This window comes from Parabacteroides goldsteinii (assembly GCF_020091425.1).
Lineage (GTDB): Bacteria > Bacteroidota > Bacteroidia > Bacteroidales > Tannerellaceae > Parabacteroides > Parabacteroides goldsteinii.
Window position 1 is genome coordinate 3,338,958 of the sequence record NZ_CP081906.1, and the last position, 14,231, is coordinate 3,353,188.

The 14,231-nt window shown below is 36.8% G+C and carries 21 protein-coding genes; 5 read left to right on the forward strand and 16 right to left on the reverse strand.

The window, feature by feature from the left end; genetic code table 11:
* Positions 1–2 precede the first annotated feature (2 nt).
* Positions 3–1,901: an NACHT domain-containing protein gene (locus K6V26_RS14895; RefSeq protein ID WP_224265731.1), complete on the forward strand. Its 1,899-nt coding sequence runs from the start codon at positions 3–5 to the stop codon at positions 1,899–1,901.
* A 90-nt stretch (positions 1,902–1,991) separates the two neighbouring features.
* Here the strand turns inward: K6V26_RS14895 and K6V26_RS14900 are convergent, their stop codons facing one another.
* The 16 genes from K6V26_RS14900 to K6V26_RS28565 all read right to left on the reverse strand — a co-directional run bounded on the left by K6V26_RS14900 (position 1,992) and on the right by K6V26_RS28565 (position 11,937).
* Positions 1,992–3,257 (reverse strand): PcfJ domain-containing protein, encoded by a 1,266-nt coding sequence (locus K6V26_RS14900; protein ID WP_224265732.1) that lies wholly within the window; start codon positions 3,255–3,257, stop codon positions 1,992–1,994.
* Between the two features lie 3 nt (positions 3,258–3,260).
* Positions 3,261–3,638 (reverse strand): PcfK-like family protein, encoded by a 378-nt coding sequence (locus K6V26_RS14905; protein WP_224265733.1) that lies wholly within the window; start codon positions 3,636–3,638, stop codon positions 3,261–3,263.
* A 21-nt stretch (positions 3,639–3,659) separates the two neighbouring features.
* The gene (locus tag K6V26_RS14910; RefSeq protein ID WP_224265734.1) at positions 3,660–4,307 is read right to left on the reverse strand and encodes a P-loop NTPase family protein; all 648 of its coding nucleotides are present in this window, start codon (positions 4,305–4,307) and stop codon (positions 3,660–3,662) included.
* Positions 4,243–4,953 (reverse strand): hypothetical protein, encoded by a 711-nt coding sequence (locus tag K6V26_RS14915; protein WP_224265735.1) that lies wholly within the window; start codon positions 4,951–4,953, stop codon positions 4,243–4,245. The genes K6V26_RS14910 and K6V26_RS14915 overlap by 65 nt, the downstream gene beginning before the upstream one ends.
* Positions 4,950–5,255 carry a VRR-NUC domain-containing protein gene (locus K6V26_RS14920; RefSeq protein WP_262905174.1) on the reverse strand — a complete coding sequence of 102 codons (306 nt, stop codon included), beginning with the start codon at positions 5,253–5,255 and terminating at the stop codon, positions 4,950–4,952. Before K6V26_RS14920 ends, K6V26_RS14915 begins: the two co-directional genes overlap by 4 nt.
* A 44-nt stretch (positions 5,256–5,299) precedes the next feature.
* Positions 5,300–7,051, reverse strand: coding sequence for a DEAD/DEAH box helicase (locus K6V26_RS14925; RefSeq protein WP_224265737.1), 1,752 nt, complete (start codon positions 7,049–7,051; stop codon positions 5,300–5,302).
* Positions 7,045–7,707: a hypothetical protein gene (locus K6V26_RS14930; protein WP_224265738.1), complete on the reverse strand. Its 663-nt coding sequence runs from the start codon at positions 7,705–7,707 to the stop codon at positions 7,045–7,047. The genes K6V26_RS14925 and K6V26_RS14930 overlap by 7 nt, the downstream gene beginning before the upstream one ends.
* 4 nt (positions 7,708–7,711) lie before the next feature.
* On the reverse strand, positions 7,712–7,903 hold the full coding sequence (locus K6V26_RS14935; protein WP_183671047.1) for a hypothetical protein: 192 nt from the start codon (positions 7,901–7,903) through the stop codon (positions 7,712–7,714).
* A gap of 1 nt (position 7,904) precedes the next feature.
* Positions 7,905–8,330: a hypothetical protein gene (locus tag K6V26_RS14940; protein WP_224265739.1), complete on the reverse strand. Its 426-nt coding sequence runs from the start codon at positions 8,328–8,330 to the stop codon at positions 7,905–7,907.
* The gene (locus K6V26_RS14945; protein ID WP_224265740.1) at positions 8,327–9,127 is read right to left on the reverse strand and encodes an HNH endonuclease; all 801 of its coding nucleotides are present in this window, start codon (positions 9,125–9,127) and stop codon (positions 8,327–8,329) included. Before K6V26_RS14945 ends, K6V26_RS14940 begins: the two co-directional genes overlap by 4 nt.
* A complete protein-coding gene (locus K6V26_RS14950) occupies positions 9,096–10,046 on the reverse strand; it encodes an ATP-binding protein (RefSeq protein WP_224265741.1) in 951 nt (316 codons plus the stop codon). Before K6V26_RS14950 ends, K6V26_RS14945 begins: the two co-directional genes overlap by 32 nt.
* A 194-nt stretch (positions 10,047–10,240) precedes the next feature.
* Positions 10,241–10,525 (reverse strand): helix-turn-helix domain-containing protein, encoded by a 285-nt coding sequence (locus K6V26_RS14955; protein WP_046145067.1) that lies wholly within the window; start codon positions 10,523–10,525, stop codon positions 10,241–10,243.
* 2 nt (positions 10,526–10,527) lie between these two features.
* Positions 10,528–10,866: a helix-turn-helix domain-containing protein gene (locus K6V26_RS14960; protein WP_046145068.1), complete on the reverse strand. Its 339-nt coding sequence runs from the start codon at positions 10,864–10,866 to the stop codon at positions 10,528–10,530.
* Positions 10,863–11,117 (reverse strand): hypothetical protein, encoded by a 255-nt coding sequence (locus K6V26_RS14965; protein ID WP_186959976.1) that lies wholly within the window; start codon positions 11,115–11,117, stop codon positions 10,863–10,865. Before K6V26_RS14965 ends, K6V26_RS14960 begins: the two co-directional genes overlap by 4 nt.
* Before the next feature lie 372 nt (positions 11,118–11,489).
* Positions 11,490–11,789, reverse strand: coding sequence for a hypothetical protein (locus K6V26_RS14970; protein WP_046145070.1), 300 nt, complete (start codon positions 11,787–11,789; stop codon positions 11,490–11,492).
* 13 nt (positions 11,790–11,802) lie between these two features.
* Positions 11,803–11,937, reverse strand: a complete 135-nt coding sequence (locus tag K6V26_RS28565; RefSeq protein WP_255419288.1) for a hypothetical protein — start codon at positions 11,935–11,937, stop codon at positions 11,803–11,805.
* 185 nt (positions 11,938–12,122) lie between these two features.
* Here K6V26_RS28565 and K6V26_RS14975 point away from each other — a divergent pair, with 185 nt between their 5' ends.
* The 4 genes from K6V26_RS14975 (at position 12,123) to K6V26_RS14990 (ending at position 14,110) form a co-directional block, all read left to right on the forward strand.
* On the forward strand, positions 12,123–12,593 hold the full coding sequence (locus tag K6V26_RS14975; protein WP_224265742.1) for a hypothetical protein: 471 nt from the start codon (positions 12,123–12,125) through the stop codon (positions 12,591–12,593).
* Positions 12,594–12,627: 34 nt separating this feature from the next.
* Positions 12,628–13,338: a S24 family peptidase gene (locus K6V26_RS14980; protein ID WP_224265743.1), complete on the forward strand. Its 711-nt coding sequence runs from the start codon at positions 12,628–12,630 to the stop codon at positions 13,336–13,338.
* Positions 13,339–13,405: 67 nt separating this feature from the next.
* Positions 13,406–13,813 (forward strand): hypothetical protein, encoded by a 408-nt coding sequence (locus tag K6V26_RS14985; protein WP_028729683.1) that lies wholly within the window; start codon positions 13,406–13,408, stop codon positions 13,811–13,813.
* A gap of 33 nt (positions 13,814–13,846) precedes the next feature.
* Positions 13,847–14,110, forward strand: a complete 264-nt coding sequence (locus K6V26_RS14990) for a hypothetical protein (protein WP_044193335.1) — start codon at positions 13,847–13,849, stop codon at positions 14,108–14,110.
* Positions 14,111–14,231 lie beyond the last annotated feature (121 nt).

The window sequence follows — 14,231 nt, forward strand, 5'->3', positions numbered from 1 at the left end:
AGATGGATAAAATGAATGAAATAATAACAAAAGCAGGATTAAGTTTTATTCCACAAGTATTAAATAAAATATCTGATGAAATAAAATTTTATACAACAAACAGGTTATTAGAGTATAAAACAAATTTATATAGATCTTTATCATCTGTAAAAACAATTCTACATAGAAATGAAGTTTTATTCAAAGATATATACGAGCCAATAAAACTTATCAGTTATAATGAAGAAGTAACAAATCCATCAGAACTATTTGAACACTCAAAAAACTCAACAATTATAGGAGAAGCAGGTATAGGAAAGAGTTCTCTAATTAAATTCATTATATTAGATTTACTAGAAAAAGAAGAATTATTACCCATACTTATTGAATTAAGAAATTTCAACAAAAACAATGTAAATATATTAGAATATATTAATAATGAAATTTTCAAATTTGAGCAAATAACTGACAATGACATTATTCAAAACAGATTACTAGAAAGTGGTAGATTTTGTATTTTTTTTGATGGATTTGACGAAATATCTAAAGAATACAAATCTAACATTATAAATCAGATATCAAAAATAACAAATAGATATACAAATAATAAATATGTTATAACATCAAGACCAAATACAGAAATAGAATATTTACCCCAATACACGAATTATACAATATCCTATTTAGACACAAAACAAATATATAACTTTATCAAAAGACAATTTAAACATTCCAAAAATAAAAACATTGCAGATTTAATTATTGAGTCTATAAAAGAAGAACAAAATCAAACTTACTTACATTATTTAAAAAATCCATTATTATTAAGCCTTTTCATCCTTTCATTTGATGAATATGCGGGTCTACCACAACAGTTATGTGATTTTTTTAGAAATATTTTTGAAACTTTACTTTATAGACATAACAGCTTTTCTAAAATGGGATTTGAGAGAAAACTAGAGACAGGACTAAGTAAACAGCAAATAGAAACATTACTTAAAGTCTTTTCATTCATATCTTTTTTTGACAAAAAATATATTTTTAATGAACAATACTTTGAGGAAAAAATGCTTCTTATTAAAGAAAGAAAAGGTTATAATTTCAATACAAATGATATAGAATCAGACCTTGTTATTGCTATAGGAATATTACACAAAGACAAATCAATGCTATTCTTTCCACATAAAACACTTCATGAGTATTTCACAGTATTACAGATCGCTGGGTTATCCAAAGAACAAAAGAAAAAAGTATATACAAAATTTAGAAACGAATTTCTATCAAAAAACAATATTGAAGATCTTAGTAGTTTCTACAGATTATTAATGGAAATCGACTATTATGACACAACAGAACTCCTACAAATACCTATGTTAGAAGAATTACAAAAAATTAAATTTTCAAACAAAAAGGATTTAGAAGATTTACAAAATCGTTTTTTTTGGTCATTAAATGTTCTCAGCTTTTTCAATTTTGAAGATTATTACTATTTAGAAACTATTGCCGATGCTAATAGCTTGAAAAAAAAGATCATCACAATAAAGCAAATTGATATTCGACATAAAGAATGTAATTACTCAATAAAATCAGAGACTAAAAAAAGAAAGAAAATCCTAAAAGAGATAGAAGATATTCGAAACTCTTTAGAAATCTACACAGATCCTTCATTCTGTCAAATTTATAACAATGATTTAATATTACTCGAAAATAAGTTAAATGTTATAAATTCTAATATTGCAGATTTGGACACAGCTAAAATTCAACTCATTAAAGAAAAAAAACTCCGCATTGACCAAGTTAAGAATGAAACTATATCTTTCATTGATGAAGTCAACAAATACCTAGATATAAAAATTATAGAACTAAAGGATGACTTATCAAAGATACAAAAAGCAGATGATTCTCTAATAGATATGCTCTAAACCATCTATTATTATTCAGGTAATTATAAATTTAACAAAAGAAACTAAAATAGTTTGTGAAATCCCCTTTTTTATTCACACCTAATTTTATTATGCCGTCAGTTTACGACGGATTAGATTCATATTTTTTTTCACAAGTTTGATAATCCGATCATGATACTCGCTTATACCATTACAGGCGGCACGAGACTGAAGTACAGCAAACTTTGTTAGTGAAACTTCTATTGTTTCAAGTCGTTTGTCCTTTATACGAGCAGACAAAAGAAGAGAATCTGGCTTCAAATAATATTCATTCGTAAAAACACAATGATGCATAGCATCCCCTTCTTGCATTACTTCATTAACACTCTGAAGAACTGAAATATGAATCAAATCATCACCAAACTCTATCCCGAAAAACTTAGCTTTCAACTCCTGATACGTTTTTTCATCTTCAATTGCCTTTCTTCGTTTACGTTCAATTCTTTCTCTCTCTTGAACTCTGCGCTTCCGATCAACTAATCTATCGTGTTCTTTCTTAACATTAGCCGGACATACATAATGAGCATTTCGCAAATCCTTTTGAAAATAAGAGAGTAAGTTTAGGTAATCAATCCACATTTCAACGTCTTTAACGATATACTTTCTTCTCAGACATATCTTAATAGATGGCCAATGATCACTAACTCGATAAGGATTAGCTACGCAATATTGCAGTAAATTGTATTGCTTTGCCTTCAATAACGTTTCTGCTTTCGGGTTTTTAGGGATATGAATAATAGCTTCAAGAGAAGTTATCCCTCGCAATCTATAATCTATTCCATAACATTTCATTTCCGGCCAAAAACAGGAAGATGGATGCAGTTTATAAGGATATACATCATATTTGCTAGTATAAGACTTTTGCCTGATTTCCATATACCCGTTCCAAGAATCACAATACCAATTGATAGTATGATTTCTAGCTACAACCTCACGCTTTCCATTCGATAAAATCCAGTGTTGAAGAATTTCTTGTACAAAATACCTAGGCTGCTCTCCTGTTCTATAATAAGCGTAAATATCAAAATTACGAATCACTTGAAATTCGCCATGAAGTTCAGCGATTGCCACATATACACGCTGTTTATCGGTTGTCTTTCGAGATTGCTCAACCGACAACTTAGTCTGACAATGAGAACAGACAACACGTTTATGCTTAACTAAATCAGGTGAAAACGTCTGGCCACAATCCATACAAACAACCCTTTTCTTTGTCGCATATCCTCTATGTTCCAGACAATCTACTTTAGCCCATGAGAGCATCTTGTTTTCTATATCGGATAATGATTCACTCAATCTCATTACCTGTAACTGTAATTTAGTTCTCGGTTTCATAGCTTAATCAAATAAAGATAATTGCAACTTACTTTCTTCACTCTTAGCTTTCACTCTCTTAACAGACGGTTGATTAAATACCGACAACTGAACTGGTTCTTTCTTTGGCTTATCAACTGGGCGAGTGTTAGAAACTCTGTGTCCTCCAGAAGCATTTATTTTAATATTCTCTTCATCGTAATAGTGTATAGCTAAGCCGAACACTTCATCATCAGTCATTACCACTTCCTTACCGCGCTTACGGGCTTCTCCTAAAATATAGCGGCAACATTCATCAATGCTCTTCTTGGGGTTAGTAAACTTCGGAGCGAATAACGTGTCCTCTGCTGCCCGCTGTTTCAAATAATCAGCGATTACTTCATTAAAGTTTTTTGTTCTCATAGGATATTATTTTTAGTTTAGTTATCTTCTACTCTCTCCGTTCAACTCAATCAGGTTGAACATTTCACCACGTCGATCACGGATATAATCACCGTACTTACGCTCGACATCATTCGGGTAAAGATTTGTTGTAACATAGGTTTTCAATCCGTACTGTTGCCAATAACTGTACCGAATGTGAAATATATGCTGCATCACATTTAACTCATTCCCGAAATATTTCGCAGGGACCGGTTCACGACCGAACTCATCGAAACACATATCAACTGGCCCCAATGAAGACCATCCGGCATTATCCAGATACCGGCTCAAATCTCCGTGCATTGCATATTCTGTCGTAATCCGGCTACACACATACACCCGGAACCCCCTTTGTAAAGTTTGCATAAACCTGCTAAAAATATACATCAGCGTAGATTTCCCGGTACCGACCGGACCGGCTAACCATAAACCTTTTCGGATATCGAGCGATCCCGGTTGTTTCAGGAAATACAGAAACAGGGAATACACTATCGCTTTGTTTCGCTCGTCGATTACAAATGTGCCTTTGGAATAGTGATCTGCAACCCGGAGAAATAATCTTTTGTAGGCTATTAGATCAATCTTATTTTCCGGCATATCCGTTACCGGACGCTGGATTGTTTGTCTTACTTCCAGTACTCCTTTCATTTCGTTTTATTTTTTCGTCTAAAATCCATTTGTTTGCTAAACTATCCCAGTCAGTAACCTGTACACCGGTCCCTTTACGCCAGCCCTGGGAATTGTAGTGAGAGAAAAATAACCGTCCTTGGTTCTCCCAATCCGGCAATAAGCTGCCGGAAAAGAATTTTAATACATCGTCCAGTACTGGAGGAATAAACTCTTTCTTTGCCCTACTGGATTTCTTTTTCGGCTTTTCTTCCGGAAAAGACAAATTGTTTTCATGGGGGATTATAGGGGGTATATTATTACTTGTTTTATTTAGTTTATTTATAGGGGTCTGATTAGGTATCAGATTAGGTGTTAAGTTAGGTGTCAGGTTAGGTATTAAGTTAGGTGTCAAAATTTGATACCTAGTTTTATCTTTTTGACCTTTTCCTCCAGATATGAATTTAATTAAACCAACCTGAGACAATCGGTTTCTAGCTGTCTTCATTGTATTCAATGACACTCCCACATTTGCAGATGTTCTATCATCTGAATGCGTCCAGTTATCCGCCCAGCCTAAACGATTTGCTGTTTTTACCAAGTAAAAATACAGTCTCGTTTCACAGCAGGAGAATTGCCATTGCTCATCCAACTCCCAAAACCGATTTATTAATTCAATATAATTCATCGCTCAATACCTAAATAGTTCTTGACCTCTTTCATAAACTCATTCAGTGATCGGCAGACAACGTACTTATTGCCTGCCGCCTCCGCTACCCTCTGCCAGTCCTTCTGTGAATCCTGTTGTCGGTTTTTCTTATACTTCATTTCTATACAAAGGCTACCGTGACCACCTTTAGGAAAAAGAAGAATGAGATCGGCAACACCAGCCCTTACCCCTTGCCTTTTCAGATTAGCTGCCTCTATCGTGTTACGTCGGCCACCATTCGGTACATGGAATAGAAGCGGAGCCAATTTAGGGTACTGCAATTTGAACCACTCAACACAAGCCGTTTGTAAACCAGCCTCACCTTTCATATTGCATTGCTGAATAGTGCACCTTCCGGACGACAATTGAACGGTGACGTGCTTGTTTCACTTTTCTTGATTCCTGATTTAGCAGACATTTTCAAGATCATTGCATCGACAGTTTTCTCCGGAACCTGATCATCTGTCCCGGTTACATCGTTTGCTATGTCTTTCTTTGTTTGAATAAGATTCCAAATGTCTTCATCAATAGTATTCTTTCCGAGGAAGTAATAACAATTCACACTATTTTTTTGACCGATACGGTGTGCTCTATCTTCCGCCTGCTCACAATCTGCAAACGTCCACGGGAACTCAACAAATGCAACTCGACTACTGGCAGTCAGCGTAAGACCGACACCTGCAGATTTATAATTACAAATAATCAACTGGCACTTCGGATCGTTCTGGAACTTATCGACGGCATCTTGTCTCTCTTGGCTGGTGTTATCTCCAACAATGGTAACAGCATTCGGAAAAACTTTCTTTATCTCCTGTACAACCTCTTTAAGAAAGGCAAAAACAATCAACTTTTCACCGGAATCAATTATGTCCTGGATGAACTCAACGGCTGCCGATATTTTCCCTCTAGCTGCAATTTGTCGGAGTTTCTGCATTTGTACCATCACTTTACCACGTTCGGCCCGTCGTAACTTTTCATCGTCTGCATTCTCATAAGCAGCCAGGTAACCAATCAGATCATGTTCAGCATCCTGATACTCTTTTCTGTTTGTGATATCCACATTCACAACCTGTCGCATTTTATCAGGTAGTTGATCCAGAACTTTGGCTTTCTCTCTCCGGAAAAAACAGGTATTCCAAAGGCACCAGTTTAACATTTCCAAATTGCTTGCCTGGCGTGGTCCCCCCATAAAGTTTGCTTCAAAACTCTTGTACCCACCGAAGTCATCCAAACGATTCATGATCTTTAATTGTTGGATTAGGTCACCCGGACCATTGATCGAAGGTGTCCCAGTGAGCAGGAAACGATATTCCTTTCCCTGGCATAACTTGTAACAAATCTTTGATTGTTGAGTCTTACTAGATTTGCACCGGTGACTTTCATCAATAATGATGCACTTAAACAAATTAGCTACCGGCTTTAGCTTAATCGATCGGGTTACACCGCCAGCAAAATCTTCAACAAAGAACTTTTTCAATGATTCATAATTCGTAATGAATACATCACAGCATCCCATTTCGTAATACCGGTGCCAGTTGTTTTTATTCCGATCATCAAGGATAATTGCATCTTTCCCAGTGAACTTCTTCCATTCTCGTTGCCAGTTGATCTTTAGACTGGCAGGACAAATCACCAATACCGGCCATGTTTTTGCAATAAAAGATGTACCGATAGCCTGCAATGTCTTTCCTAACCCTGGCTGATCTCCAAAGAAACACCGCTTTTTCTGTAAAGCGTAGGCAATACCTTGTTTCTGATATGGGAAAGGTTCAATCTTTAACCCATGCGGTGAAAGTAATTCCGGCATCGGAGGAAGCGTATAGTGAACGTCCGGTCTTGAAGCCTGAGCACCTTTTTGTATGCTTTTCACATATCCATATTTTACAGCCCAGTTAGCCAATATGTCAACATAGGCCCTTTGAGTATATTTTCCGGGTGGATAGAAACTTTTAGGTATCACCCACATATTTAGTTTGCTGTCAAACTTCCGTCCGGGAATACGTTTAACAGCTTCAACCATAAGCGGATGATACTTAAATTGCAGGAAATAATTCTTTTCGTCTTCTTGAATTAACATGCTGCTACAGATGTAAGAGGTTGATTCTTCGGTTTACGTCCTCGCTTCGGTTTTTCAATGGTGATTGGAGTAACTACTCCAGTATCCGTATCAACCATTTTTCCGGCTTCAAACGGAACGTCTGGCATTGCTTCAAAATCCAGTGTTGTTTGAGTGATGGCGTATTTACCTCTGAATAGATATTCTTTCACTTCATAAATCACTGCCTGTACAGCCAGGTTCAACTCATAAATGTAAGGATATTCAAATTCACTATCCGATGATTCCAAAGCCTGAGCAGGAGAACTGAAATCAACTGAACCACCAATTTGAAGATACCGTTCACCCATCAAAATGACCGTATCGGTACTACTATCATTCTTTCCCATTTTGATACCGTAAACATCAGCATTCTTAAAATCACCGTCGTCGCCGATCAGATTATCCATTCCAACAATCGCAGCTCGCTGACTTACTTTATCGGATTCTTTCATTTCTGTGAGAAGAATAAAATGAGGAATCAGTTTCTTGAATGCATTTGTACAATCAATATGTGCCGGTATCTCAGACTTAACAGCGATATCCTTGTCACCCTCCGGACGGAACTCTGTATAGGTAACTGTTAACTGGCGGCCATTCAATACAGCCTTTTTAATTTTAGGTTCTCTTTCTTCCATACTATCAACGAATTAATGTGTTATACTTTTCCGGGCATGTGGTCATTATTATTGCCGATCCAATCACTAACCGGGTTAATTTTTTCGCTTTCAGCAACCTTTTTTCAGTGGCTTTTACTGCTCTAATCAAAGTCTGTTTAGCGGTTTCACTCTCATGTTCATGGGCGAGATTCCCAATCTTAACCTGTTTTTCCATCTTAATATCTTATATGCTCATACCTGTTTGTAAATGAATTGAAAAATTGATCGTCCGGAGACGGTAACCTTATACCAAATTCGCTAGCAGCATCCGCCTGTACTTTGTTGAGAAACACAGTCATTTCAGCTGTATTAAGTTTCGATGTAGTCCGGACGACAATTTCCTCATTGCCGTTAATAACCACGATTCGCCGGAGGAACTTTTTACAGTAGTAATCATGAAAGTCTTGTTTCAGTGTTCCCGTTTCATCTTCCATACAAGTAAACCATAACCACATAAGAGCATTCTGATCAACAGTACGTTTCTTGACTTTCTTCTTGATCTCAAGAGCATATTCACCGTTGGCAATCAGATTGAACATAAGTTCGATCGGTTGACCTAGCCACTTGATCACTCCCTGTTCCTTGACAAATCGTGTTTTCATATTTCAGCAAAAATCTTTTTATCAGTGATTAGATCCCGGTTCACTTCCAAAAATTCAATAAACCTTTCACAATGCCGGGCTAATAGCCCTTGGCTTTGCTGATGATCGTATTTATAAAGTTCTGGGTATTGTACTCCGGTAATGAGAGGAGTCCGGCTTGTGCCTCCTTTCAGATGATAAGCTGTGTACTCAAAAGAATCAATATCTTTTACAAGACCGGAAGAGATAAGGCAATAAGGATACACATGTCGTTGCCAACCTTCTGAGTACTTTCCAAACTCATACCGGGAAGTTGTCTTAATATCGTACACCCTATTACGGTTCAGTTCATCAATGTATCCGTACAACTCAACGGTCCCGTATTTTGTAGGGAGAACAGCTTTTACAAATAACTGGCTAACAGAACCATGAAAATATTCTGCTGCCTTACAGCAGAAACGATAAGAAAAATAAAATGTTCTGTTATTATATGTCGCTGTAACTACATCGGCATTAATATCCTCTATGATCTGAGTTCTTACCGGTTTTCTATGGATAAAGTAATCAACAATATCATTGAATGCTGTACCCTTATCTGCGGCTTCTGAATCGAACGGAACTCGATTAATACTGTTGAGTAGAGACTGTTTCATTTCAGTCTCTATCTCTTCATACGTCTTTTTATAATCTCCTGTCTCCTGATCTTGATTGAAAAAATGCTCAAACTCACGATCAACATGCAGATACTTTTCAAACTGATCTAAAAGAGACGGGTAGAATTTATATTTAGGCTGTTGCTGCTGTATCGGCTGGCTCATATTTCTTAGTTAATTTGTTCAACTTTAATCCCAGGCTATTACACTTATCCCGGATCATCAGACCGGCTTTCAGTTTGCTATCCCAAATATGTTGTAGCTTTCCCATGTTTTCAGTGACACCGTTGGCGGTATCAGCATCAACAATCAACTCTACATTTTCCTTTACAACATCAATCAAAGCCTCATAATCATTACTGATATCTGCCTGCTTTTTCAAATAAGCCTGATAGCTATCGAATATACTTGATAAGAAAATATTTTGTCCGGTAACATTGCCGGAAGCATCAATAATGATTGGTATCTTCTGCATGGGCGGAAGATTACATGTATTCTTTGCATAGAATTTCTCAGTAGGTGACCAACTAATTGTACGTTCACTTCCAATCGCTTGCATATAACCAACCAGATCAAGTTCTTTAATCAGGTCCCCTGCAGACGATCCACCAATCTCCGGACGGACAATCCGGTTCTCTCCATCCTTCTCCTCTCGTTCATGGGCGACAAAAATCAAATTCTTTCCCATCATTGAACATTGGGAAAGAAAATTGATAAACATTGTCTTACGAACTCCATAGCCTTTTAAAGAAAGGGAACCGTCACGCTGTCCCATCTTCGGATCGTTTTTGATAATATAGGCAGACATAAAATCCAGCATCTTCCCGGCAGTATCAATAACGATTGTTTTAAATGGAGATAAATCTTCCTGCAATGCCTCAATCACCATGTCCCAATTTTTCACCTGTAACGTCGGACACTGAAAAGCGCCATTCACACGCTTTACACCTCCATCAAAATCCAATAATACCGGAGAAGGAGTAGACAAACCTAATGTTGACTTACCGAGACCTGGCTGTCCGTAGATCAGCGCTTTGATTGTTGTAGAAACTTCCAGTTCGGAAGGTTGTTTGAATAAACTCATAGCTTGAAAATTAATTTGTTAGTAATATTATTTAGTATTCTCTTTTTTCTTCAATTATTTTTCCGTTACAACGACCGATACACCAAAAACACAAGCCCAGAAAAAGACATTTCCAGGTTCCCATTTATCTGCGTTACACACAAGAAATAAGCATCCGAAAGACAGGAAAAAGAATAGGAAGGATAATAGTAGTTTCATTGTGATTTTCGATTTAGGTATTGTGTTATATCACTCTCTTTATACATCACCTTTGCCCCTATTCGGGTAGGAATCAATTCGCCACGTTTTTCTAAATTATTCATTGTCCGGTCTGTTACCCCTAGCTTTTGAGCGGCTTCTTTCAATGTTATCAGACGGTCTTCAAATTGTCTTCGCAAGGGAGAAAAACGCTTATCTAAAACCTTGTCAACAGCAATCTCTATCAAATTAGCCAGTTCTGTCACAGGCATTGATATCATTAGTACAGCTTTAGTATCCATTATTATGCAACCATTAATTCATATTCAAAACGTCCTCTTATCCTCCGGGCTCTACATGCAACCTGATCCCAATTTCCCCAAGTTGAAAGAAAGAGAGATAGAAAAAAGATTGCTAACATTTGCCGGGCATCTTGCAGATTAAATTCAATCCCATATATCAACCGGAAGAATTCTTTTATCAATCCAATCTGGGTAGTTACACCCAGTTTGGCCATTGCCGACTTTATCTGATTTTTTTCGGTGTGTTCCGATACACAGCGTTTATCGGCAGCAACCTTTACAACCTCATGTTCGGCCAGGTAAAGTACTGCATCCGTTTCCGAAGCGGTTAACGGAATCATATTTGAGACAGTTTTCTTTTAAGTTCCTCCGCCATCTTTTTGCGTTGAGCAACTTTAGGTTTTAGATACGCGACAGCCTCACACAAAACTTTGTATTCGGCATCATACCATTTCTCTTCATCAGGGCCTTTCTCATGTTTCATCATAGTATTAAATGTCTGGTGTGATACACCAGCTAGTTCACATATGGCCTTTTTATCTCCGTACTGTTTGTTTATACGGATAAATTCAATTGCTTCTTGTGTAGTCATAATTAATTTTATTATTGATTTGTGTGGTCAACCGGGAGTCGAACCCGGTAACAAGCCTGGCAGAAAAATGAATATATTGTCAAATAATTTTGTTTACTCCGCTACACTTGTGACCGCCTGCTCTAGGTTGGTGTTCTCTCCTTCATATCGCAGACTCATTTAGTGGGTTATTTACTCGTAACCAGCGTGCCTACACGCCTTAACGGTTACATATCATATCTCGTAGTACGTCAAAGATCGTTTTCAATGTGGACGGTGCCGGTATCGAACCAGCCTCTTTACATCGTGCGCACTCTGTAATGTTTCATCCCAGATTACTGACCGCCCGTGTGCCGGGACTCTCACCCGGCTGAACCTTATTTTAGTCAATCATTAGCCTGCTTCACAGCGGTTTTCTACTTTGGTAAATTTGTTTCCTATCAGTGTATATCCGATGCGAAAAGCTTCATCAACAACAAAGGCATACAATCCAGCAAACTTCTTCGTGTTTATTGCCAATGTTTCAGTTGAATAGAATTTGTCTGAATAGACAACCTCATAATCCCGATCGGCACGTTGTACATGGACTGAAAAATATTTCTGGTTAGTGAATATTGCAATCGTAACTTCCGTTCCGAAACATTCACATTGTACCACTTGTACCATCTTTAAAATATCTCTTAATTCATTCATGGCTACCTCCTTCCTACACCCAGAAATCAATGATGTACTGAACAGCCTCTACTTTGCTATCAACGTTATACTCTCTGCATGCTTCTTCTTCTGTCATGCTTACTAAAGTTTCAATTTCCGCTTTCATTAGTTCAATCTTGTTACTCATATCGTTTACTTTTTTATCAAATTGACTATATCAGGTTATTTACTTTTCTTATATTTGCTATTTACTTTGTATTGTGATTATTGTTTGTTGTTAATCACATTGCAAATATACAGAATTATTCGACAATAACACGGAGTTAAAAAGAATTATTCTGTATTTAACTTTTATTATACAGAATGTAAACTATGGCAGAAGAAGATTCTTTTTATAGAATGGAGAATGGAATAAAGAAAGAGGTTATCTCCAAATTCATAACGACTATAAATGAAAGAACAGAACAAAAATACAAGTTCCTAAGTGGATTGATGATTGTTATTTCTACAGTGTTTGCCGTAGTTATAACACTGGGTAGTGGTGGAAAGGACAACTCTTACAGCTTATGGCTTTATCGTATTTGTACGATGACAAATGGACTAAGTATCCTCTGCTATAGTATCGCGCTATATGAGAATTTAGAAGCTTACAATCAGCTTGTTCACAAGCTTCAGAATATATTAAAATTACCTGACGAGAAATTGTCACAACTTGGCAATCGCGCTTTCGCTGCTGTAGAAGCAAAGACAAGTAAGCTCTTTTCAACTTGTGAAAAACTCGCCTATATAACTTCTTTGTTGACGGTGATTCTCCTGATTGCTTATGCATGGCTCAAAAATTGAAAGTTTACACAAATATATACAGAATAATTCGACAATGGATAAAAATACTGTTATAAAAATAATGAATGAGGTTTTATCTACATTAGATAAAAAGGCTAGCGAATTGGCAAAAGCCATTGATTTAAAAAGACCTCAGGCTATATATGACATACTTAATCCTAATAAAAAAGTAGGAATTAGTAAAAATATGGCAGAAAGCATTTGTCTAAAATTCCCACAAATAAACAAAACATACCTTCTTACAGGAGAAGGCAGCATTCTAAATAAATCAATACAGGAAGAAGTAACGCAATTAACTGTAGGAGGTGTCATGATGGTTCCGCTGGTCAACCAATATGCACAAGCTGGTTATATGATGGGTTGGGCTGACGTAGCCTACATTGAAACACTTCCTAAAATCCCGTGGATTGTTGACAAAGAATATAAAGGTAAGTACATCAGCTTTGAAGTCAGAGGCGACAGCATGGACGACGGCATGAAGCACAGCTATGAACAAGGGGATATTTTGCTTTGTCGGGAAATAGGCTGTGATTACTGGAAAAGCAAATTACATATCAACGCATGGGATGCATTCGTCATCGTACACAAGACAGATGGTATTGTACTCAAACAGATTGTTGACCATGATGTTGAGAAAGGAATAATTACCTGTCATTCTTTCAATCCGATTTATCCAGACTTTACGGTGGACCTCAGAGATATAGCGCAACTATTCAATGTGGTCAAACAACAAAAGAATAAGTAAAACAATATGAGAAAAAACATGGCATAGAAGTGCCTAAATAAAAATCACTAATTAAACAATTCAAAGCATGAAGAAAACATTTTTACTATTACTGACCATTATTGCATTATCTAGCTGTGTCACTAGAAGCTATTATGTTGAAACAGGAAGTATTGATTATAGTCAATACACAAAAGAAGGATTTTTTATGACAGAAGCTTCATCCGTATCATTCAACTATGAGCCAGTAGCATCTGTATATACTATTATATATAGTGGAGAGGACAAAGAGTGGGCAAAAAAACACAAGTCGAAAGAAAATCCATTTCCATCCAATCGCAGAAGGGCAACATACACAGATGGTATAGATGCCATATATAAAGATGCTGTCAGCAAAGGTGCAAACGGCATTATTGGTCTTAAATATCATGCAATATACGACGGTATATACCTTGATTATATCTATGTGGAAGGCATGGCTATTAAAAAGAAATAAATGCTTTATATCTCCTATATAAAAACTAAGAATATGTTAGCGAACGAGAAGATTACAGAAAACAGGATTATAACCGACCGGTTCCTGGCTATCATGTACCAGCTGATCGGACTAAGGAAAATAAAAACTAAAAAACAATTTGCGGAGTCCGTCGGCCTCGCATCCTCTAACATATATCGTATGGAGATTGAAAACACAATGAATGTACCCTTGTATGCTATTCGCATGGCATACGAGCGGTACAATATAAATCTTGAATATATATTTACTGGAAAAGGAAAAATGTTTAATGAATAACCGCTCTATTGCCATCTGTTACGGTCAATACACACGTTCAGAGGACAAAGAACATCACTGCTGGGTCAATAACCGTTGTCCGGGCTGGGGATGCCGTAAACTTAATGCAATCGGTCCACAA